Source organism: Streptomyces sp. NPDC050546 (assembly GCF_044457425.1).
Classification (GTDB): domain Bacteria; phylum Actinomycetota; class Actinomycetes; order Streptomycetales; family Streptomycetaceae; genus Streptomyces.
Map to the genome: position 1 here is coordinate 257,153 of NZ_JBITGX010000013.1, position 20,810 is coordinate 277,962.

At 72.1% G+C, this 20,810-nt stretch carries 13 protein-coding genes; 4 read left to right on the plus strand and 9 right to left on the minus strand.

Features of this window, described 5'->3' with window-relative positions; all coding sequences use genetic code 11:
• Window positions 1–173 precede the first annotated feature (173 nt).
• From ACIBK5_RS30450 to ACIBK5_RS30465, 4 genes are all read right to left on the minus strand, one after another.
• Entirely contained in the window at window positions 174–494 is a 321-nt protein-coding gene (locus ACIBK5_RS30450) for a hypothetical protein (protein WP_399024431.1), read from the minus strand.
• Window positions 491–859 (minus strand): WhiB family transcriptional regulator, encoded by a 369-nt coding sequence (locus tag ACIBK5_RS30455; protein WP_190049450.1) that lies wholly within the window; start codon window positions 857–859, stop codon window positions 491–493. Before ACIBK5_RS30455 ends, ACIBK5_RS30450 begins: the two co-directional genes overlap by 4 nt.
• A 172-nt stretch (window positions 860–1,031) precedes the next feature.
• Window positions 1,032–1,358, minus strand: a complete 327-nt coding sequence (locus tag ACIBK5_RS30460; protein ID WP_382490444.1) for a hypothetical protein — start codon at window positions 1,356–1,358, stop codon at window positions 1,032–1,034.
• Between the two features lie 164 nt (window positions 1,359–1,522).
• Complete coding sequence (locus ACIBK5_RS30465) at window positions 1,523–3,718, minus strand: ATP-dependent DNA helicase UvrD2 (protein ID WP_399024434.1); 2,196 nt, start codon at window positions 3,716–3,718, stop codon at window positions 1,523–1,525.
• 184 nt (window positions 3,719–3,902) lie between these two features.
• Here ACIBK5_RS30465 and ACIBK5_RS30470 point away from each other — a divergent pair, with 184 nt between their 5' ends.
• The gene (locus ACIBK5_RS30470) at window positions 3,903–4,145 is read left to right on the plus strand and encodes a mycoredoxin (protein WP_031132359.1); all 243 of its coding nucleotides are present in this window, start codon (window positions 3,903–3,905) and stop codon (window positions 4,143–4,145) included.
• Window positions 4,146–4,243: 98 nt separating this feature from the next.
• Here ACIBK5_RS30470 and nudC read toward each other — a convergent pair whose 3' ends face one another.
• The 5 genes from nudC to ACIBK5_RS30495 all read right to left on the minus strand — a co-directional run bounded on the left by nudC (window position 4,244) and on the right by ACIBK5_RS30495 (window position 14,466).
• Window positions 4,244–5,188 carry an NAD(+) diphosphatase gene (nudC, locus tag ACIBK5_RS30475; RefSeq protein WP_399024436.1) on the minus strand — a complete coding sequence of 315 codons (945 nt, stop codon included), beginning with the start codon at window positions 5,186–5,188 and terminating at the stop codon, window positions 4,244–4,246.
• Window positions 5,189–5,344: 156 nt separating this feature from the next.
• Window positions 5,345–6,748: a dipeptidase gene (locus ACIBK5_RS30480; RefSeq protein WP_399024438.1), complete on the minus strand. Its 1,404-nt coding sequence runs from the start codon at window positions 6,746–6,748 to the stop codon at window positions 5,345–5,347.
• A 10-nt stretch (window positions 6,749–6,758) separates the two neighbouring features.
• Window positions 6,759–10,307 (minus strand): UvrD-helicase domain-containing protein, encoded by a 3,549-nt coding sequence (locus ACIBK5_RS30485; protein ID WP_399024440.1) that lies wholly within the window; start codon window positions 10,305–10,307, stop codon window positions 6,759–6,761.
• A 92-nt stretch (window positions 10,308–10,399) separates the two neighbouring features.
• Window positions 10,400–13,777, minus strand: coding sequence for an ATP-dependent helicase (locus ACIBK5_RS30490; protein WP_399024441.1), 3,378 nt, complete (start codon window positions 13,775–13,777; stop codon window positions 10,400–10,402).
• 266 nt (window positions 13,778–14,043) lie between these two features.
• Window positions 14,044–14,466: an MGMT family protein gene (locus ACIBK5_RS30495; protein ID WP_399024443.1), complete on the minus strand. Its 423-nt coding sequence runs from the start codon at window positions 14,464–14,466 to the stop codon at window positions 14,044–14,046.
• Window positions 14,467–14,652: 186 nt separating this feature from the next.
• Here ACIBK5_RS30495 and ACIBK5_RS30500 point away from each other — a divergent pair, with 186 nt between their 5' ends.
• The 3 genes from ACIBK5_RS30500 to ACIBK5_RS30510 all read left to right on the plus strand — a co-directional run bounded on the left by ACIBK5_RS30500 (window position 14,653) and on the right by ACIBK5_RS30510 (window position 20,675).
• A complete protein-coding gene (locus ACIBK5_RS30500; RefSeq protein ID WP_399024445.1) occupies window positions 14,653–17,406 on the plus strand; it encodes a lysylphosphatidylglycerol synthase domain-containing protein in 2,754 nt (917 codons plus the stop codon).
• A 112-nt stretch (window positions 17,407–17,518) separates the two neighbouring features.
• Window positions 17,519–19,066, plus strand: a complete 1,548-nt coding sequence (locus ACIBK5_RS30505) for an alpha/beta hydrolase (RefSeq protein WP_399024447.1) — start codon at window positions 17,519–17,521, stop codon at window positions 19,064–19,066.
• A 136-nt stretch (window positions 19,067–19,202) separates the two neighbouring features.
• Entirely contained in the window at window positions 19,203–20,675 is a 1,473-nt protein-coding gene (locus tag ACIBK5_RS30510; RefSeq protein WP_399024449.1) for an alpha/beta hydrolase, read from the plus strand.
• The last annotated feature ends 135 nt before the right edge of the window (window positions 20,676–20,810 follow it).

A 20,810-nucleotide genomic window follows, 5' to 3' on the forward strand; every position in this document is an offset into this window, starting at 1 on the left:
GGGCTCCGGGCCGTGCCGCGGGTGTGCCGCCGACCGCCCCCGCCTAACCCGGGGGGCGGGGGTTTTCGTGGCACACACCGCCCGGGGGGGGCCGGCCGGGGGGGCCCGCCCCGCCCCCCGCGGGGTGAGCTCGGCCTCCCGGTCCGGGAGGCCACCGCTTCAGATGGGGTCGGTTACTGCATGACCGCCATGGCGAGCGCCCGGCGGGCACGCAGTGAGGCGCGCTCCGCCTTGCGCTGCATTCGGCGGGCGGCCACCAGGTGCGCGGCCCGGCGGTCTCGGTCCGCCTCCTGCAGTCGCTCGTGCATATGTGCACGAGCCATGGCTTCTGGGATGAGTTGCATCTCTCGGGTCCTGTTCTGGCGCGAGTCCTTCGCGCCGTGCGGGGTGCAGTCTTGAGTCGCGGAGCCGGCGGGCTCGGTGGACGGCTTCATCGGGGCCTGCTTCTGGGGGTCGTGCGTGAGAGGACGGTCGATCGTTCCTGCGGTGTTCATGCCGTGACCGGGTTCTTGCGCGGGCGGCCACGCGGCCGCTTCCGGGCGACGACGACACCCTGCACGAACAGTTCGCCGCCCCAGACGCCCCAGGGCTCGCGCCGCTCCTTGGCGCCGGCGAGGCAGGCCTCGACCAGCGGGCAGGTGCGGCAGAGGGACTTGGCGTACTCCACGTCCGCCGGCGACTCGGCGAAGAAGACCTCCGGGTCGTAGGAGCGGCACGGGACGGGTACGCCGAGGTTCTCGATGGCGTCGTCGAGCGCGGTGAGCGCGGTGAGCGGGGTCAAGGCGGAGTCCTCCGTGGGGCCGGGCTTGGGGATCGTGTCGGAAGGCGGTACGGACGGGGCGTGCGCTTCGAGTTGCACGGTTCGTCTTCCTCGTCTGGTCGTTCCGGCCTGTGGGCCGGGGGGCGGCTGGTACCCGGTTCTCTTCTTGTCCCGAGGCTCCTTCGGTCCGTCGTCCCTGGTCAGGGACAAACAGAAGGGCCGCGGATCCCGGATGGGGTTCCGCGGCCCTGAAGGCGCCGGCCTGATCGGATCAGGCTGGATCACTCCAGGGTTCTGGCCCACGGAAGGCCCACATCTGGTGGTGCTGCGTCGTCTGCTTCCGGAATCCGGCACCGGTCGCCGCAAAGGCATAGGCCCGCGCCTGCGCCTTTACTGCTGCTTCCAGTGCCTTGGTCGGTCGCTCATTGCGCTCACGGACGGGAAGGCCCGCGGGAGCAAGGGAGGAGGACGCCGGACGGACGGCACGAATGCCGGACAGACCGGTGCCCAGGTTCGAAACGCCGAGCATGCACGTGGAGACGGCCGAGCGATCGGTCATTTTCACGGTGCTGATGGAGCTGGTGTTGATGCTGATCACTGGACTCGCCTCCTCTCGGCGTCTCGGGGGACTGGGTGAACCAGTCCGACGGATATGCAAGTACAACACGGAATCAGGGCCTTCGAGAAGGCCGCTGCTCTCGTGCCTAAGAACCTATGGGGATTGCTGGGGCATGCGCAAACTATTTTTTCGACGAGTTGGTGTCAGTCCTGATCTGTGTCCCCTCCGGCGTACTGGCCTGCGCAGATGGCCAGGACATCGGCTCCGTAGCGGGTGAGCTTGCGCATCCCGACGCCGGGGATGCGTGCCAGCTCGTGCTCGTCGTCGGGCGCGGCCTCGGCGATCGCCACCAGTGTCCTGTCGGTGAAGACGCAGAAGGCGGGCTGACCACTGCTCCGTGCCTGGTCGGCGCGCCATTCGCGGAGCTGCTCGTAGAGGCCCTCGTTCATGTCGGAGGGGCAGTCGTCGCAGCGCATCAGCTTCATCTCGCCCGCGTCGGTCAGCGTGCGGCCGCAGACGCGGCAACGGGCGGGCGTTCGCTGTGCTCGTCTCGGGGCGGAGCCCCTGGTTCCGGGGATTCCGCGCTCGATACCACCCGCGGCACCGCCGGCCGGACGGCCCCTGGTGGCCGTCGAACCGGGGCGCAACCCGTCGAGGAAGCGGCTGGGGCGACGGTTGGGGCGGCCGCCGGGTGAGCGGGAGAGGGACCAGGAGACATGGAGGTGTTCGCGCGCGCGGGTGACGCCGACATAGAGCAGACGGCGCTCCTCCTCGATCTGCTCGTCGGTCTTCGCGTAGGTGATCGGCATCATGCCCTCGGCGACGCCGACCAGGAAGACGACGTCCCACTCCAGGCCCTTGGCCGAGTGCAGGGAGGCCAGGGTGACGCCCTGCACGGTCGGGGCGTGCTGGGCGTTCGCCCGTTCGTCGAGCTCGGCCACCAGGTCCGCCAGGGTGGCGCCGAGCTTGGCGGCGGCGAAGTCCTGGGCGAGGTTCACCAGGGCGGCCAGGGACTCCCAGCGCTCTCTCACGGCGCCGGATCCGGCCGGTGGCTGCGATGTCCAGCCCTCGCCCGACAGCACGGCGCGCACCTGCGAGGGCAGGTCGACGACATCGTCCAGGAGGGAGTCGTTGCCGCCGAAGCGCGCCGCACCGCGCAGGGCGACGCCCGCCTTGCGCACCTCCGGACGGTCGAAGAACCGCTCGGCGCCGCGCAGCTGATAGGGCACCCCGGCGTCAGCGAGGGCCTGTTCGTAGGTCTCGGACTGCGCGTTCGTCCGGAACAGGATGGCGATCTCGGCGGCCGGCACCCCCGAGGCGATGAGTTCACTGATGCGGCGGGCCGCGCCCTCCGCCTCGGCGGGCTCGTCGGTGTACTCCGTGTAGGCAGGCTCGGGCCCCGGCGCACGTTGCGAGACGAGCTCCAGGCGGTGATCGGCCGCGCGGCCGCTGGCCTGGGCGAGCAGGCCGTTGGCGAGGTGGACGACCTGGGGCGTGGAACGGTAGTCGCGGACCAGCTTGACCACGGTGGCGCCGGGGTGGCGGGTGCGGAAATCGAGCAGATGGTCCGGCGTCGCACCCGTGAACGAATAGATCGTCTGGCTGGCGTCTCCGACCACGCAGAGGCTGTCACGCTCGCCGAGCCACAGTTCCAGCAGGCGCTGCTGGAGGGGGCTGACGTCCTGGTACTCGTCTACCACGAAGTGCTGGTACTGGGCGCGGACCTGTTCGGCGATGTCGTGCCGGTCCTGGAGCACGGCCACGGTCAGCAGCAGCACGTCCTCGAAGTCGATGACGGAGCGCTCGCGCTTGACGTCCTCGTAGGCGGCGTAGAGCTGGGCGATCTCCGCGGGGTCGCGCGGGGCCTCCCGGCCCGACTTGGCGACGGCGGGCGCGTAGTCCGCGGGGACGGTCTGGGTGACCTTGGACCATTCGATCTCGGCGGTGACGTCCCGCAGCTCGCCCCGATCGAGCCGGATGCGGCAGGCCGCGGCCGCGTCGGCGACGAGCTGGATCTTGCGGTCGACGAGCCGGGGCAGGGAGCCGCCGATCGCTTTCGGCCAGAAGTACTGGAGCTGCCGCAGGGCCGCCGAGTGGAAGGTACGCGCCTGGACACCTGCGGCGCCGAGCTGGCGCAGGCGGCCGCGCATCTCTCCGGCGGCGCGGTTGGTGAAGGTGACGGCGAGCACGCTGGAGGGGTGCAGGACTCCTGCGCGCACCCCGTAGGCGATGCGGTGGGTGATCGCCCGGGTCTTGCCCGTGCCCGCGCCCGCCAGGACGCACACCGGACCGTGCAGGGCGGTGGCGACCTCGCGTTGCTCGGGGTCGAGCCCGTCGAGCACCGCGTCGGCCGAGTCCGGTACCTGCGGGAACAGGGTGGAGTGCGTTGCTGCTGTCACACGGCCATGCTGCCAGGTCGCGGGAGACGGCCGTGCCGGTTGTCCACAGGCGGGCCCCGATAGTCGTACTAATGCGGCAGGCGTCACGTCCCGCGGGGCCCGGGCCACGGGAATGGCGGCCCCTTCACGTACGTTCCATCTCTGCGACCACCCGCCCCCGAGCCACCGAAGGAGCACGAGAGACATGCTGGGCACTGTGACGATGTACAGCACCACGTGGTGCGGCTACTGCCGCCGGCTGAAGAGCCAGATGGACCGCGAGGGCATCGCGTACACCGAGATCAACATCGAGCAGGACCCGGAATCCGCCGCGTTCGTGGAGAAGGCGAATGGCGGAAACCAGACGGTGCCCACCGTTCTGTTCCCGGACGGCTCCACCCTCACCAACCCGTCGCTGGCTCAGGTGAAGCAGAAGGTCGGCGCGTAGGCGCCGCGCGGTTGTGCGGGGAAGGCGGTTCCCGAGTCGCCTCGGGAACCGCCTTCTCCGTCTCCGGGGTCAGAGCGTGTGCGCGGCTCGCACGGGCGTCAGGCCACACTCCTCATCGGGAGCGGCTTGCCGTACCAGAGCTCGATCAGGCGGGCGGCGATCGAGATGCCGTAGGGCGGGAGCACCTCGCCGGACTCGAAGGCGGCGCGCAGGTCGTCGCGGGAGAACCAGCGGGCCTCGTGGATCTCGTCGCCGTCGACCTCGATCTCGGTCGAGGTGGCACGGGCCAGGAAGCCCAGCATGAGGCTGGACGGGAAGGGCCAGGGCTGGCTGGCGACGTACTCGACCTGGCCGACGCTGATGCCGACCTCCTCCAGGACCTCGCGGCGCACCGACTGCTCGATGGACTCGCCGGGCTCGACGAAGCCGGCGAGCGTCGAGAAGCGACCCTCGGGCCAGTGCACCTGCCGGCCGAGCAGGATGCGGTCGTCCTCGTCGGTCACGGCCATGATCACGGCTGGGTCCGTGCGCGGGTAGTGCTCGGCGCCGCAGGCCTGGCAGCGGCGGATGTGACCGGCCGCGGCGATGACGGTGCGCTCGCCGCAGCGCGAGCAGAAACGGTGTGTGCGCTGCCAGTTCTCCAGACCCACCGCGTGCACCATCAGGCCCACGTCACGGGCCGACAGGAGCAGGCCCGCCTCGCGCAGGCCCGCCGGGCGCGCGGACTGGTCCATACGCCCGGGCAGGGAGTCCTTCTGGAGGGCGAAGTAGCTGACGCCGTCCTCGTCGATGCCGAGGAAGTAGCGGTGCGCCTCGGTGAGGGGGGCCTCGAAGGAGGGGGTCATGACGAGTTCGGTGTGCCCGTCCGCCGTCTCGTCGATGAGGACCTGGCCGCCGGAGACCACGAAACAGCGCGTCGAGGGGTGGCTCCACGCCGCCGCGAGCCAAGCCTCGTCGAGCCGGTGGTGCGCGGCCCTGTCGATGCCGTTCGGGGCGGTGAGCGAGATGGGTCGGTCGGCGTTCTGGTCGGTCCAGGTGGTCACTGGTGCTTCCAACTCCCCGGTGGAACGGTCGGGTTAGGCGGGCTGATCAGCGGGACGTACGGCGGGCGGTGACCGGGTCCGGCGGGGCTCGGGCGGTGCGGGGCGGCTCCTCCAGTGTGCCCCTCGCGCGCGGCCGGTCCGGGCGGCCCGGGACGCTCAGGGCGCATCGCGCCAGTTCTCGGCGAGGTCGCCCCACAGGTACGCGGTGGTCTCGACGCCCTTGAGGAGCAGGTCGAGTTCGACTTTCTCGTTCGGCGCGTGCCAGCCGTCGGACGGGACGGAGATGCCGAGGAACAGCACCGGAGCACCGAGGACGTCCTGGAGGTCCGCCGCCGGTCCGGAGCCTCCCTCACGGGTGAAGCGGACGGGTTTCTCGAAGGCCCGGCCCATCGCACGGGCCACCGACCTGAGGGCCGGGTGGTCCAGCGGGGTCAGGCACGGGCGCGTGGCACCGCTGAACGTGATCTCGCAGCGGACCCCTGCGGGCACCTGCTGTTCGGCCCAGGCGCGGACGGCCTTCTCCACGTGGCCGGGGTCCTGGCCAGCCACCAGCCGGAAGGACAGCTTCACCAGGGCGGAGGACGGAACGATCGTCTTGCTGCCGGGGCCTTGGTAGCCGCCGCCGATGCCGTTGACCTCCGCGGTGGGGCGGGCCCAGACCCGCTCCAGGGTGGTGTACCCGGCCTCCCCCTGGGTGGCGTACGACTTGGCCGTGCGCAGCCACTGCGACTCATCGAAGGGCAGTTCGGCGAGGAGCTCGCGTTCGCGGTCGGTGAGCTCGACCACACCGTCGTAGAAGCCCGGGATCGCCACGCGCGCGTGCTCGTCGTGCAGGGCGGCGACCAGGCGGGCGGCGGCGGTCGCCGGGTTGGGCACCGCGCCGCCGAAGGAGCCGGAGTGGATGTCCTGGTCGGGGCCGTGCAGCCGTATCTCGCACTCGGCGAGGCCGCGCATGCCGGTGCACACCGTGGGGGTGTCCTCGGACCACATGCCGGTGTCGGAGACGATCACGGCGTCGGCGGCGAGCCGCTCGGCGTGCCGCTCGATGAGGGCACGGAAGTGGGGCGAGCCGGACTCCTCCTCGCCCTCGATCAGCAGCTTCAGATACACGGCCGGGGTCGTGCGGCCGGTGGCGGCGAGGTGAGCGCGGACGCCCAGGGTGTGGAAGAACACCTGACCCTTGTCGTCGGCCGCCCCGCGCGCGTAGAGACGGTTCTCGCGGACGACCGGCTCGAAGGGGTCGCTGTCCCAGCCGTCCTCCCGGGCGGCGGGCTGCACGTCGTGGTGGCCGTAGACCAGCACCGTGGGCGCCTGCGGGTCGGCGGAGGGCCACTCGGCGAAGACGGCGGGCGCGCCGGGGGTCTGCCAGACCTCGGCCGTCGGGAACCCGGTCTTCTTCAGCTCGGCGGCGAGCCAGTCGGCGCTGCGTCGTACGTCGGGCGCGTGGTCCGGCTGGGCGGACACCGACGGGATGCGCAGCCACTCGGCGAGGTCGTCGAGGAAGGCGTCGCGATGCTGCTGGATGTACGTACGGACGACGCTGTCCGGGGTCTGGCTCATGGTCACGAGCCTATCGGCCCGCACTGACGTCCTCGGAGTGCGGTTCCTCACCGGGCGGATCCTCGCTCAGCAGCCGCTCCAGGGCCGCGCGGTCCGGCAGGTCGTCGGGGCGGACGATCTCGCCGGTGCGTACGTACAGGAAGGCTGCTGTGACGGATTCCGGGGGGACGCCCTGCTGCTCGGCCCAGGCGATGCGGTAGACGGCGAGCTGGAGGGGGTCCGCGGTGCGTGAGCGGTTGGTCTTCCAGTCGACGATCTCGTACGTCGTGCCCTCACCGTCATCCTTCTTGTAGACGGCGTCGATGCGGCCCCGTACGACGCGGCCGGCGAGCGTGAGCTGGAAGGGGGCCTCCACCCGGTAGGGCGTGCGATGCGCGTACTCGGTCTGCTCGAAGGCGTCCTTGAGTGCCTCCAGGTCCCGTTCGTCGGCGATCTCCGCTTCGCCGCCGGGCAGCTCCTCCGGCTCCAGCAGGGGCAGCATCAGCTCTTCGAAGCGGGCCTCGACCCAGGCGTGGAAGCGGGTGCCGCGGCGGGCGGCGGGCTGCGGCGGGCGGGGCATGGGGCGGGCCAGCTCCTGGGCGAGGCCGTCCGGGTCGGCGGCCAGGAGCAGCAGCTGGGAGGCCGTGAGGGAGGTGGGCAGGGGGACCTCGGTGACGCTGTCGCGGGCGCGCAGAAGCTCGCCGGTGAGGGCGTCGAGGTCGCGGTCCCAGGAGGCGATGGTGCGGGCCTCCTCCGGAGTGAGGTGCGGGCTGCGGTGTGCATGTGGGTGTGGGTGTGGGTCCTGAGGTTCCGGGGGCCCGGCCTGGTGGGGGACCGTGGGACGGTCCACCGGCCGTGCGTCCCCGTCCGCCTCTGCTTCTGCGAAGGCGTCTTCGTCGAAGGGGGCTGTGTCGAAGGGGGTTTCGTTCAATGGGCCTGCGCCCAATGAGCCCGCGTCGAAGTCGAACGGGTCCGGCTCGTCATACGGAGGCTCGTCGTCCTCGGGAGGCGGGGGCCACTCCGGGTCGTCGAACGCGTCCGGGTCGTGCACGGCCGCCGGGTGCCCGTCCGCGTGGGACGCGAGGTCCTCCAGGTGGGCCAGGACGGTCTCGGCGGCAGCGCGGCGGCGGGCCAGGGCGGCCTCGTCCAGGGGCAGGGGCCACACCTGGTCGTCGGTGGCCCGGTGCAGGGCCGGGTTCTCCTCGTCCTCGGCGGGTTCGTCCGCCCAGGCCTCGATCTCGCCGTATCCGGCCGCGCAGTGGTCGTAGAGGTCCTGGAGGAACGCGGAGGGTCCGCGGCGCTTCTTCTGGGTGGGTCCCCACCAGTGGCCGGAGCCCAGGAGCAGGGAGCGGGGGCGGGTGAAGGTGACGTAGCCGAGGCGGAGTTCCTCGGTGTGCTGGTGGTCCTTCATCGCCTCGTGGAAGGCCTTGAGGCCCTTGGCGTCCCAGGAGGTGATGTCGGGGAGGGTGTCGGCGTCGCCGCGCAGTTCGTGCGGCAGGACCTTGCCCTGGGAGGTCCACTTCTCGCGGCCCTGGCTGCTGGGGAAGGTGCCGGTGACCAGGCCGGGGACGACCACGACGTCCCATTCGAGGCCCTTGGACTTGTGGGCGGTGAGCACCTTGACGGTGTTCTCGCCGCCGGGGAGGGCGTTGTCGAGGCCCTTCTCGTACTGGGCGGCGGTGCGCAGGAAGCCGAGGAAGGCGAGCAGGCTGGCGTCGTTGTCGCCGGCGGCGAAGGAGGCGGCGACGTCCAGGAAGTTGGAGAGGGTCTCGCGGCGCCGCGCCGCCAGGGCGTGCGGGGACGCCGACAGCTCCACCTCCAGGCCGGTGACGGCGAGGACGCGGTGCAGGACGTCCATCAGCGGGTCGGACAAGGAGCGGCGCAGGTCGCGCAGTTCCGTCGCCAGGCGGGCGAAGCGCACGCGCGCGTCGGGCGAGAAGGGCAGCCCGTCGTCGTCCCCGTGGCCGTCCAGCGGCGTCTCCAGGAAGGTGTCGAGGGCGTCCGCGAGGGAGATCACCTCGGCCGGGTCGACCCCCTCCACGGCCTCGGCGAGGCGGCGGTCCGGGTCGTCGTCGCCCTCCACGCGCGCGTGGGTCACGAGAAGCCGGGCCCGCCGCCCGAGCAGGGCGAGGTCGCGCGGGCCGACGCGCCAGCGCGGGCCGGTCAGCAGGCGGACCAGGGAGGCGTTGGCGCCCGGGTCCTGGAGAACCTCGCACACGGCGACGAGGTCGGCGATCTCGGGCAGGTGCAGCAGCCCGGACAGGCCGACGACCTCGACCGGGATGTCCCGGGCCACCAGGGCGCCCTGGATCTCGGAGAAGTCGGTCGCCGTGCGGCACAGGACCGCGATCTCGCCGGGTGCCGTCCCGGTGCGGACGAGGTGGGCGACGGAGTCGGCGGCCCAGTCGATCTCCTCGGCATGGGTGCGCAGCAGCGCGCAGCGCACGATGCCGTCGCGTTCGGCCCCGGGGGCGGGGCGAAGTGCCTCCACGCCCTCGTGCAGGGCGCGCAGCGGCTCCGCGAGGCCGTTGGCGAGGTCGAGGAGGCGGCCGCCGCTGCGGCGGTTCTCGCTGAGTGCCTGGCGCGTCGCGGGGCGGCCGTCGGCGCGGGCGAAGTGTTCGGGGAAGTCGTCGAGGTTGGCGACGGAGGCGCCGCGCCAGCCGTAGATCGCCTGGCAGGGGTCGCCCACGGCGGTGACCGGGTGGCCGGTGCCCTCGCCGAACAGACCCGCCAGCAGAACGCGTTGGGCGACCGATGTGTCCTGGTACTCGTCGAGCAGGACCACCCGGAACTCGTCGCGCAGGAGACGGCCCACTTCGGGGATCCCGGCGAGCCGGGCCGACAGGGCGATCTGGTCGCCGAAGTCGAGCAGGTCCCGTTCGCGCTTGGCGGCCCGGTAGCGGTTCACCAGCTCGGCCAGCTCGCGGCGCGCGGCAGCTGCTTCGGGGACCTTGCGCAGGTCGGCGTTGCTGAGCTTGACGCCGCGCAGGGTCAGCAGCAGTTCGGCGTCGTACGCGCGCAGCGCCTCGGGGCGTACGAGGTGCTCGGCGAGTTCGGCGTCGAGGGCGAGGAGGTCGCCGACCAGGTCCGGGAAGGAACGGGTCAGGGCCGGATAGGCCCCCGGGGCTTCGCGCAGGACGCGCGCGGCGAGCTGGAAGCGGGTCGCGTCGGCGAGCAGCCGGGAGGTCGGCTCAAGCCCGATACGCAGGCCGTGGTCGGTCAGCAGGCGTCCCGCGAAGGCGTGGTACGTGGAGATCACCGGCTCGCCCGGCGGGTTGTCCGGGTCGATCGCGTCCGGGTCGGTGACGCCGGCCTTGACCAGTGCCTTGCGGACGCGCTCGGCGAGTTCGGCGGCGGCCTTGTTGGTGAAGGTGAGGCCGAGCACCTGCTCGGGGGCGACCTGGCCGGTGCCGACCAGCCACACCACGCGGGCCGCCATCACCGTCGTCTTGCCCGAGCCGGCGCCGGCCACGATCACCTGCGGGGCGGGCGGCGCGGTGATGCAGGCCGTCTGCTCCGGGGTGAACGGGATGCCGAGGAGCTCCTTGAGCTGTTCGGGATCGGTGATACGGGCTGGCACAACGAAAGAGGCTAGTGGTGACCACTGACAGTGGCGTCCGTATCGGTCTCCGGGGCAGAAGAAGCCCAGGTCAGCAGATGTGGTGCGATAGATCACTCGACGACATGGCGGCCCTCCTGGCGCGCGCTGCACGAGGCCCGGAACGCGCAGTGCGTGCAGTGCTGCCCGGCGGTCGGCGTGAACCGTTCGTCGAGGACCTTGCCGGCGGCGGTGGCCAGCAGATCGCCGACCCACTCCCCCTCCAGCGCCTCCTGGGCCTGCACCTTGGGCAGGGTCTCGCCGCCGTCGCGCTGGGCGGCGCCCTGCCGGAGGTGGACGAGTTCGGCGCCGCCGGGCTCGGGACGCACGCCGTCGAACGCGTCGTCGACGGCACCCTCGCGGACGGCCAGCTGGTAGACGGCGAGCTGTGGGTGGCGCTCGACCTCCTTACCGGTGGGCGCCTGCTTGCCGGTCTTGAAGTCGACGACGTAGGCGCGGCCGTCTCCGTCCGCCTCGACGCGGTCCATCTGGCCCCGGATGCGCACCTGGTAGTCGCCCGCTTCGAGGGTGACGTCGAAGTCGTGCTCGCTGGCGACCGGGGTCCGCCCGGTGCGGTCCATGACGTGCCACTGGAGGAACCGTTCGAGCGCCACGCGCGCGTTGGCCTTCTCCTGGTCCGACTTCCAGGGCGCGTCGAAGGCGAGGGCGTTCCACACGGAGTCGAGGCGTTCCATCAGGACCGAGAGGTCGGCCGGGGTGTGCCCGGAGGCGACCTCGTCGGCGAGGACGTGCACGACGTTCCCGAAGCCCTGTGCGACGGTCGCGGGCGCGTCGGCCTTCACCTCGCGGCCCAGGAACCACTGCAGGGCGCAGGTGTTGGCCAGCTGGTCGAGGGCGCTGCCGGAGAGCACGACGGGCTGGTCGCGGTTGCGCAGCGGCACCTTGGACTCGGTCGGTTCGAACATGCCCCACCAGCGGTAGGGGTGCGCCGACGGCACCAAGGGGCGGCCGTCCTCGTCGGCCAGGGCGGCGAGCCGGGCCAGGCGGCGTGCGGCGGCTTCCCGGAGGGCGTCGGAGACGCGCGGGTCGACCGTGGTGGCGCGCAGTTCGGCGACGAGTGCCGCGACGGACAGCGGTCGGCGCGGGCGTCCGGTGACGTCCTTGGGATCGACGCCGAGTTCGGTGAGGAACCGGGAGGGCTGGTCACCGTCGTCCGCCGGGGCCTTGACCGCGGTGACGACCAGGCGTTCACGCGCACGTGTGGCGGCGACGTAGAACAGGCGGCGTTCCTCGGCGAGCAGCGCGCCGGGGGTGAGGGGTTCGGCGAGTCCGTCGCGCCCGATGCGGTCGGCCTCCAGGAGGGAGCCCCGGCGGCGCAGGTCGGGCCAGAGCCCCTCCTGGACGCCCGCGACGACCACGAGGCGCCACTGCAGGCCCTTGGAACGGTGTGCGGTCATCAGGCGGACAGCGTCGGGGCGTACGGCACGCCGTGTGAGGGTGTCGGCGGCGATGTCCTCGGCCTCGATCTCCTCCAGGAAGTTCAGTGTGCCCCGGCCTCCGGTGCGCTCCTCGGCGCGGGTCGCCGTCGCGAACAGTGCGCAGACCGCGTCCAGGTCGCGGTCCGCGTTGCGTCCTGCCGCGCCGCCACGGCGGGCGGCCCGCTCCAGCCGCGCGGGCCACGGTGTGCCGTTCCACAGGTCCCACAGCGCCTCCTCGGCCGTACCGCCGCCCGCCAGGCGCTCGCGGGCCTTGCGGAGGAGCGCACCGAGGCGCTGGGCTCCGCGCGCGTACGCGGGGTCGTGCACGGCCAGCCGCTCCGGCTCGGCGAGCGCCCGGGCCAGCAGCACGTCGGAGGGCGGCGGCAGCGCGTTGCCCCCGGCCCGCTCCTCGTCCCGCAGGGCCCGGCCCAGGCGCCGCAGGTCGGCGGCGTCCATGCTCGCGAGCGGGGAGGTCAGCAGGGTGAGAGCGGTTTCCGTGTCCAGCCAGGAGGTGTCCGGCTCGTCGGAGGGCCCGTCCTTGGAATCGGCGGTGGGGCCGCCCTTGGAATCGGCGGAGGTGCCGTCCTTGGAAGGGACCTCCCCCTCGGGAGTCCCCGACGCCTCCGCCGCGGCCACCGCCCGAAGCGCCGTCAGCAACGGCGCCACCGCCGGTTCGTGCCGCAGGGGTACGTCGTCGCCGTCGACGTCCACCGGGACGCCGGCCGCCGTGAGGGCGCGGCGGACCGTGGGGACGGTGCGGGAGCCGGCGCGCACCAGCACGGCCATGTCGCCCCATGGGACGCCGTCCTCCAGGTGGGCCCTGCGGAGGATGTCGGCGATGTTGTCCAGCTCCGTCCCCGAGGTCGGGTACGTGTACGCCTCGACCCGGCCGCCGTCCCTCACGGGCGCGAGTTCGCGGTGGGCGCGCACCTTCTCGGCGGGCAGCCGGGTCAGCGGCATGCGCTGGGTCAGCAGCCGGGTGGCTGCCAGCAGGCCGGCGCCGGAGCGGCGGGACGTGCGCAGCACCGCGACGGGGGCCGGGCGGCCGTCCGCGCGGGGGAAAGCGTGCGGGAAGTCCAGGATGCCGTTCACGTCCGCTCCGCGGAACGTGTAGATCGACTGGTCGGGGTCACCGAAGGCGACAAGGGTGCGGCCACCCCCCGCCAGGGTGTGCAGAAGTCGTACCTGAGAGGGATCCGTGTCCTGGTACTCGTCGACGTAGACGGCGTCGTACCGGGCGGCGAGCCACGCGGCGACCTCGGGCCTGCGAGCGAGGAGCACCGCGCGGTGGACGAGTTCCGCGTAGTCGATCACGCCCTGGAGGTCGAGCACGTCGAGGTACTCGGCGAGGAAGGCGGCCGCCGCGCGCCAGTCGGGGCGGCCCGTACGGCGGGCGAAGGCGTCCAGGGCGTCGGGGCCGAGGCCCAGTTCACGGCTGCGGGCGAGAACCGCGCGGACCTCGTCGGCGAAACCGCGCGTGGTCAGGCAGGCGCGCAGTTCGTCGGGCCAGCGCACGTGAGCGAGGCCGAGCCGCTCCAGGTCCACCTGGCCCGCGAGCAGCTCCCGTACGGAGACGTCCTGCTCGGGGCCGGACAGCAGCCGCATCGGCTCCACGAACAGGTCGCTGTCCTGGTGGGCACGGACCAGGGCGTAGCAGAACGAGTGGAAGGTCGTCGCCCGGGGAGCACGGGCCGCCCCGGCCCGGGTGGCCATGCGGTCGCGCAGTTCGACGGCCGCCCTGCGGCTGAACGTGAGGACCAGGATCCGCTCGGGGTCCCCGCCCCGGGCGATGCGCTCGGTCACGGACTCGACGAGCGTGGTGGTCTTGCCGGTGCCCGGACCTGCGAGGACGAGCAGCGGGCCGGCCTCGTGGTCAACCACGGAGCGCTGCGAGGCGTCCAGAAGAGGGGGGTCCACCTGGGCGGGAGGGGTACGTACCAGTCGGTAAGCGCCACGGCTCCCCCGCCGCACCCGGGGGTACGACAGGCCGCTGGTGGAGGAAGAGGAACTCACGTGGTTCGCCGGTCCTGGTCGAAGTACTGGTTGGCGGGCCGCCGCGCGTGGCGGGCGGTGACCGCGGGGTGACGGGGACACGCGCAGCCGACGCTACGCCCACGAGTGAGGCGGAAGCAGGGCTTCCCCTTCTTCCCGCCGGTCACTCGCGGCGCTCGCGCCACTCATGCCCCTCGCCTCACGAACGTACGTCATGGCACCGGCGTGCCCCGATTCCCCCGTCCGGATCACGGGCCCCACGGGAGGCCGCCCGATGGCGGAAGCTGTCAGGTGTGACCCTCCGCGCGTTCGCCGCCGTCCCACCGCGCCCGTCGCATGTCGATCCGCGGCAGGTGGCTCTCGGCGGCCCGGCTCGCCTCCTTCAGGGGCGTCCCCTCCTCGCGGTAGTGGCCGAGCGCCCGTTGCTCGTGCCCCGGGAGCAGGACACCGTCCGCGCGGACGACCCGCCACCACGGAACGGCTCCCCCGTAGAGCGCCATCACTCGGCCGACCTGCCGCGGGCCGCCCTCCTCGAGCCACTCGGCGACGTCGCCGTATGTCATGACACGGCCCGGCGGGATCAGTTCGGCGACGTCGAGGACCCGCTCGGCATACGCGGGCAGGGCTTCCCCGGGTTCCTCACGGGAACCGTCATCCCCCGTGCGGGTGTCCTGCGCGCCGGCGTTCTCCGGAAGGCTCTCCTCGCTCATCCGCCCCATCCTGCCCCACCCCACCGACAACGGGACGCGCGCGCCCACGAGCGTTTCCCTCGCCCGGCAGGACCACGTCGGGCAGACTGTCCGCCCCCGCATGTGCACCCTGATGCCCCCGCGTATCGGTGCGGCATGCCACCATCGTGCGGGCGGTGACCGGTGATACGAGACCAAGAAGAGACGATGAAGCAGCAGGGTGCGCATTCCGAGGACACGGGGGGCACCTCTGACGCTTCGTCGCGCCCGGGCACTCCGGACGACCGCCCGAAGACGGCCGGCGAGAACGGCCCCGAGAAGGCGGGCACGAAGGAGAGGTCGGTCGCCGAGGAGGCCGACATCGCGCACATCGACGAGGTGGAGGGCGACGAACCGCTGCTCCCCGCGCGCGTGCACCGCCCGTCCGATCTGATGCGGCTCCTGGTGGGCGTGCTCGCCGTCGCGGTGCTGATCGGCATCGCCGCCTTCGCGCACGGCACCACCTCGGGCCTCGAACAGGACATCAACAAGGGCACCGGGCAGGCGCCCGACCTGCTCATCAAGATCGCGGGGCTGGCGTCCAGCATCGCGATCCTGCTGGTGCCGGTCGCCTTCGCCATCGAGCGGCTGATCAAACGGGACGGCCTCCGAATCGCCGACGGCGTGCTCGCGGCGGTCCTCGCGCACGGTGTGACACTCGCCACCGACCTGTGGGTCGCCCGGGCCGCCCCCGACTCGATCCAGGAGGCGCTCACCCAGCCCTCCCCCGGGGACATCCACGCACTGACCGACCCCGTGCACGGCTATCTGGCGCCGGTCATCGCCTACATGACGGCCGTCGGCATGTCACGCAGACCCAGGTGGCGCACGGTGCTGTGGGTCGTGCTGCTGCTCGACGCCTTCTCGATGCTCGTCACCGGGTACACGACCCCGTTCTCGATCATCCTGACCGTGCTGATCGGCTGGACCGTGGCATACGGCACGCTCTACGCGGTCGGCTCGCCCAATGTCCGGCCCACCGGGCAGACCCTGATGGCCGGCCTGCGGACCGTCGGCTTCCGCCCGGTCAGCGCGTCACGCGAGGACGCCTCGGACAACCCGGACACCGGCGACCGGGGCCGGCGCTACTTCGTCACGCTCGAGGACGGCCCGCCGCTGGACGTCACGGTGGTCGACCGGGAGCAGCAGGCCCAGGGCTTCTTCTACCGCGCGTGGCGCAATCTGACCCTGCGCGGCTTCGCCACCCGCAGCAGCCTCCAGTCGCTGCGCCAGGCGCTGGAGCAGGAAGCGCTGCTGGCGTACGCGGCCATCGCGGCCGGTGCCAACGCGCCCAAACTGATCGCCACCTCCGAGCTCGGCCCCGACGCGGTCATGCTCGTCTACGAGCACAGCGGCGCACACACCCTCGACTCCCTGCCGGACGAGGAGATCACCGACAATCTGCTGCGCGACACCTGGCACCAGGTGAAGGCCCTGCAGTCCCGGCGTATCGCGCACCGCAGGCTGGTGGGCGACGCGATTCTGGTGGATCGTTCCGGCACGGTGATCCTCACCGACCTGCGCGTCGGCGAGATCGCGGCCGGCGACCTGCTGCTGCGCATGGACATCTCCCAGCTGCTGGTGACCCTCGGCCTCCGGGTGGGCGCCGAGCGTGCGGTGGCCTCGGCGGTGGACGTGCTCGGCCCGGACGCGGTGGCGGACTGTCTGCCGATGCTCCAGCCCATCGCGCTCAGCCGCTCCACGCGCGCGACGCTGCGCAAACTGGCCAGGGAGCGGGCACAGCGCGAGCGCGAGGCGGTTCTGGAGGCGTCCCGGCTGGCCAAGCAGGCGCGCTTGGAGGAGTCCTCGGACGAGGCCGTTCCGGTCCCGGAGAAGGCCGACAAGAAGGCCGTACGGGCGGAGCAGCGGGCCGAGAAGCGGGCCATCGACGAGGCCGTGGAGGAGGCGCGCGAGGAGGATCTGCTCACGCAGATCCGCCACGAGGTGCTGCTGATCAGGCCACAGGCACCGGTCGAGCCGGCCCGGCTGGAGCGGGTGCGGCCGCGCACTCTGATCAGTTTCATGGCCGGAGCGATCGGCGCGTACTTCCTGCTGACGCAGCTCACGCATATCGAGTTCGGACCGCTCATCGCGAACGCCGAGTGGGGCTGGGTCGCCGCGGCGGTGCTGTTCTCCATGTGCAGTTACCTCGCGGCGGCGATGGCTCTGCTGGGGTTCGTGCCCGAGCGGGTGCCCTTCCTGCGGACCGTGGCGGCGCAGGTCGCCGGATCGTTCGTGAAGATCGTCGCCCCGGCGGCGGTGGGTGGTGTCGCCCTGAACACGCGCTTCCTGCAGCGCGCGGGGGTGCGGCCGGGGCTCGCGGTGGCGAGCGTGGGCGCGTCGCAGCTGTTCGGGCTCGGCTGCCACATCCTGATGCTGCTGGCCTTCGGCTATCTGACCGGGACCGAGAAGACGCCGTCGCTGTCGCCGTCCCGGACGGTCATCGCCGGTCTGCTGACGGTGGCGGTGCTCGTGCTCGTGGTGACCTCGGTGCCGTTCCTGCGGAAGTTCGTCGTCACGCGCGTGCGGTCGCTGTTCGCGGGTGTCGTGCCGCGCATGCTGGACGTGTTGCAGCGGCCGCAGAAGCTGGTCACCGGCATCGGCGGCATGCTGCTGCTGACCGCATGCTTCGTGATGTGCCTGGACGCGTCGATCCGCGCGTTCGGCGACGAGTCCACCTCGATCAGCCTCGCCAGCGTCGCCGTCGTCTTCCTCGCGGGCAACGCCCTGGGGTCGGCGGCCCCGACGCCGGGCGGTGTGGGCGCGGTCGAGGCGACCCTGACAGTCGGTCTGATCGCCGTCGGCCTCCCGAAGGAGGTCGCGGCACCGGCCGTGCTGCTGTTCCGCCTGCTGACGCTGTGGCTGCCCGTACTGCCGGGCTGGCTGGCCTTCAACCACCTCACCCGCAAGCAGGCCCTCTGACGCCAGGGACGGCGGGCAGGGAATCCGGCACCCTTTTGGCAACACCAGCCCCTCCTACCTCGTACGACACGCGTCCCGCGCGTGCGCGCCCGTGCCGCCGCAGGATGGAATCATGCCTTCGCTCCTCCGGCTGCGCGCCGTCGTCCTGACCGCCACCGCCGTGCTGCTGTCCACCGTGCTGGCGGGCTGCGGTGACGACGACGCCAAGGACGAGGACCTCACGCGGCAGCAACTGAGCTGGGAGGCCTGCCCGGCGCCGGACGAGGCCCAGGGCGGAGGCACCGAGCCCTCTCCCCTGCCGGACAACGGCGAGTGGCAGTGCGCCACCATGAAGGCCCCTCTCGACTGGGACGATCCCAAGGGCGAAACGATCGGCATCGAGCTGATCCGGGTCAGGACCACCGGCGACGCGAGCCAACGCATCGGCTCACTCATCTTCAACTTCGGCGGCCCCGGCGGCTCGGGCGTCACCACTCTGCCCGGCTTCGCCGAGGACTACGGGACCCTGCGCACCCGCTACGACCTGGTCAGCTTCGATCCGCGCGGAGTCGGCCGCAGCGACCCCGTGATCTGCGAGAACGACCAGCAGCTCGACGCGTTCTTCCAGGAGGACGGCACACCCGACGACACGGCCGAACGCACCGAGCTGCTGGACAACACCAAGGACTTCAACGACGCCTGCGAGCAGAACTCCGAGAAGGTACTGCCGCATGTGCGCACCACCGACGCGGCCCGCGACCTGGACCTGATGCGCCAGGTCCTCGGCGACGACAAGCTGCACTACTTCGGCTTCTCCTACGGCACCGAACTCGGTGGCGTCTACGCCCACCTGTTCCCCAAGCGGATCGGCCGCGCCGTGTTCGACGCCGTCGTCGACCCCACCAAGAACCCCGAGCAGGGCTCGCTCGGGCAGGCCGGGGGCTTCCAGCTCGCGATGGACAACTTCGCCGAGGACTGCGTGTCGAAGACCGAGGAGTGCCCCCTCGGTGACAGCGCGCAGAACGTGAAGGACCGTATCGCCACGCTGCTCAAGGACCTCGACAGCAAGCCGATCCCGGGCGTCTTCCCGCGCCAGCTCACCCAGACAGCGGCGACGAGCGGCATCCTGCAAGCGCTGTACTCGCAGGACTTGTGGGAGACCCTCACGGAGGGCCTGAAGCAGGCGTACGACGGCGACGGCGGCATCCTGATGCTGTTGTCCGACTCCATGAACGGGCGCAGCGAGAACGGCGAGTACGACAACTCGGTCGCCGCCCTCACCGCCATCAGTTGCGCCGACGCCAAACCGCGCTACGACACCGCCTATGTGGAGGGGAAGCTGCCCGAGTTCCGGGCCGCGTCCCCCCTGTTCGGCGAAGCCCTGGCGTGGGGCATGATCGGCTGCACCGACTGGGCGGTGGCGGGCGCCGCCGACCACCCGGACGTGAGCGCCCCGGGCTCGGCGCCGATCCTGGTCGTCGGCAACACCGGTGACCCGGCCACCCCCTACGAGGGCGCCCGGAAGATGGTGGACGCGCTGGGCAAGGGCGTCGGCGTCGAGCTGACGTACCGGGGGCAGGGGCACGGCGCCTACGACAGCAAGAACAAGTGCGTGCTGGACGCGGTGAACGGCTATCTGCTGGACGGAAAGGTGCCGCCGACGGGGACCGTCTGCACCTAGAACAGCCACGGACCCAATAAATTCGCAGGTCAGAAGGTTATCCACAGGTCGAAACGGCCGGCGCGGGATCTGCCTACCATGGCCTGACCGCCATCCGCAGCACGGTGCGGACGGCCTGCGAGGGGGGACTGGGCGCATGTCGCGCTTCGTACGGTGGACCGCTGTGGCGGTCGCCTCGGCACTGCTGGCGGCGGGCTGCAGCGGCGGCTCGTCCGGCGACGACAAGGGCGGCGGGCTCTCCTGGGGCCGCTGCAAGGCCACCGGTGACGCCCCCGCGCCGAGCAGCGACTGGCAGTGCGCGACGTTGAAGGTGCCGCTGGACTGGTCGAAGCCGGACGGCGAGACGATCGGACTGGGACTGATCCGCGCCAAGGCCCGCGGCGACGACCGCGTCGGCTCGCTCCTGTTCAACTTCGGCGGACCCGGCGCCTCGGGCCTGTCCACGATGCCGTCGTACGCCCCGGCGGTCTCCGGGCTCCGTGAGCGGTACGACCTGGTCAGCTGGGACCCGCGCGGAGTGGGCGCCAGCGAGGGCGTGCGCTGCCGCGGCGACAGGGAGATCCAGGCCGCCGAGTCGGTGGACGTCACCCCGGACACACCGGCCGAGGAGAAGGCGTACTTCCAGGATGCCGCCGACTTCGGCGAGGGCTGCCGGAAGGACGCCGGGAAGCTCATGGCGCATGTCTCGACCGCCGACTCGGCCCGCGACATGGACCGCATCCGGGAGGTCCTCGGCGACGACAGGATGCACTACTTCGGCATCTCCTACGGCACCGAACTGGGCGGCACCTATGCCCACTTGTTCCCGAAGAACGTGGGGCGGATGACACTGGACGCGGTCGTCGACCCCGGCGCCGACACCGTGGGCCATGCCCAGAACCAGGCCAGGGGCTTCCAACGCGCGCTGAACGGCTATCTCGAGTCCACGGGCCAGGACCCTCAGGAGGGCACGCGGAAGATCGCGGCCCTGCTGCGACGGATCGACGCCCGGCCCCTGCCGACGGCCACGCCCGGACGGAAGCTGACCCAGACGCTCGCGGTCACCGGCCTCACCCTCCCCCTGTACAACAAGGAGAGCTGGCCGACTCTGACCAGCGCCCTCGACGCGGCCGAGCGGGGTGACGGCTCGGAGCTGCTGACCCTCGCCGACGGTTACAACGACCGTGCCCCGTCGGGACAGTACGGCACGACGACCCACTCGCAACGGGTCATATCGTGCCTGGACGACAGGCAGCGGCCGACCGCGGCCCGGACGAAGGAGCTGCTGCCGGAGTTCGAGAAGATCTCCCCGGTCTTCGGCACCTTCCTGGGCTGGGACACGGCCGGCTGGTGCCACGACTGGCCGGTGCCCGGACAGCACGACACCCCGGAGGTGAGCGCCCCCGGCGCGGCGCCGGTCCTGGTGATCGGCAACACCGGCGACCCGGCGACCCCGTACGAGGGCGCCCGGAAGATGGCCGACGAGCTGGGCAAGGGCGTCGGCGTGATGCTCACCTGGCGGGGCCAGGGCCACGGCGCGTACGGCAGCGGGAGCGACTGCGTGGACTCCACGGTGAACGCGTATCTGCTGGAGGGGTCGGTCCCGAAGGACGGCAAGGTCTGCTCATGACGACGGCGGGGGGGTGGGGGGCCCCCGGGGGGCCCCCCCCCCCCCCGGGGGGGGGGGGGGGCGGCCGGCGCGCCCGAAGAACGCGTGTGCCGCGGGGAGTTGGTTGTCCCCGCCCACAACCCCCCCCCGGCCGGG

Excerpts from the sequence above, each read along its gene's own strand:
- ACIBK5_RS30505 (WP_399024447.1), top strand. The coding sequence starts at position 17,519 with ATGCCTTCGCTCCTCCGGCTGCGCGCCGTCGTCCTGACCGCCACCGCC.
- ACIBK5_RS30495 (WP_399024443.1), bottom strand. The coding sequence starts at position 14,466 with ATGAGCGAGGAGAGCCTTCCGGAGAACGCCGGCGCGCAGGACACCCGC.
- ACIBK5_RS30510 (WP_399024449.1), top strand. The coding sequence starts at position 19,203 with ATGTCGCGCTTCGTACGGTGGACCGCTGTGGCGGTCGCCTCGGCACTG.
- ACIBK5_RS30500 (WP_399024445.1), top strand. The coding sequence starts at position 14,653 with ATGAAGCAGCAGGGTGCGCATTCCGAGGACACGGGGGGCACCTCTGAC.
- ACIBK5_RS30470 (WP_031132359.1), top strand. The coding sequence starts at position 3,903 with ATGCTGGGCACTGTGACGATGTACAGCACCACGTGGTGCGGCTACTGC.
- ACIBK5_RS30480 (WP_399024438.1), bottom strand. The coding sequence starts at position 6,748 with ATGAGCCAGACCCCGGACAGCGTCGTCCGTACGTACATCCAGCAGCAT.
- ACIBK5_RS30450 (WP_399024431.1), bottom strand. The coding sequence starts at position 494 with ATGAACACCGCAGGAACGATCGACCGTCCTCTCACGCACGACCCCCAG.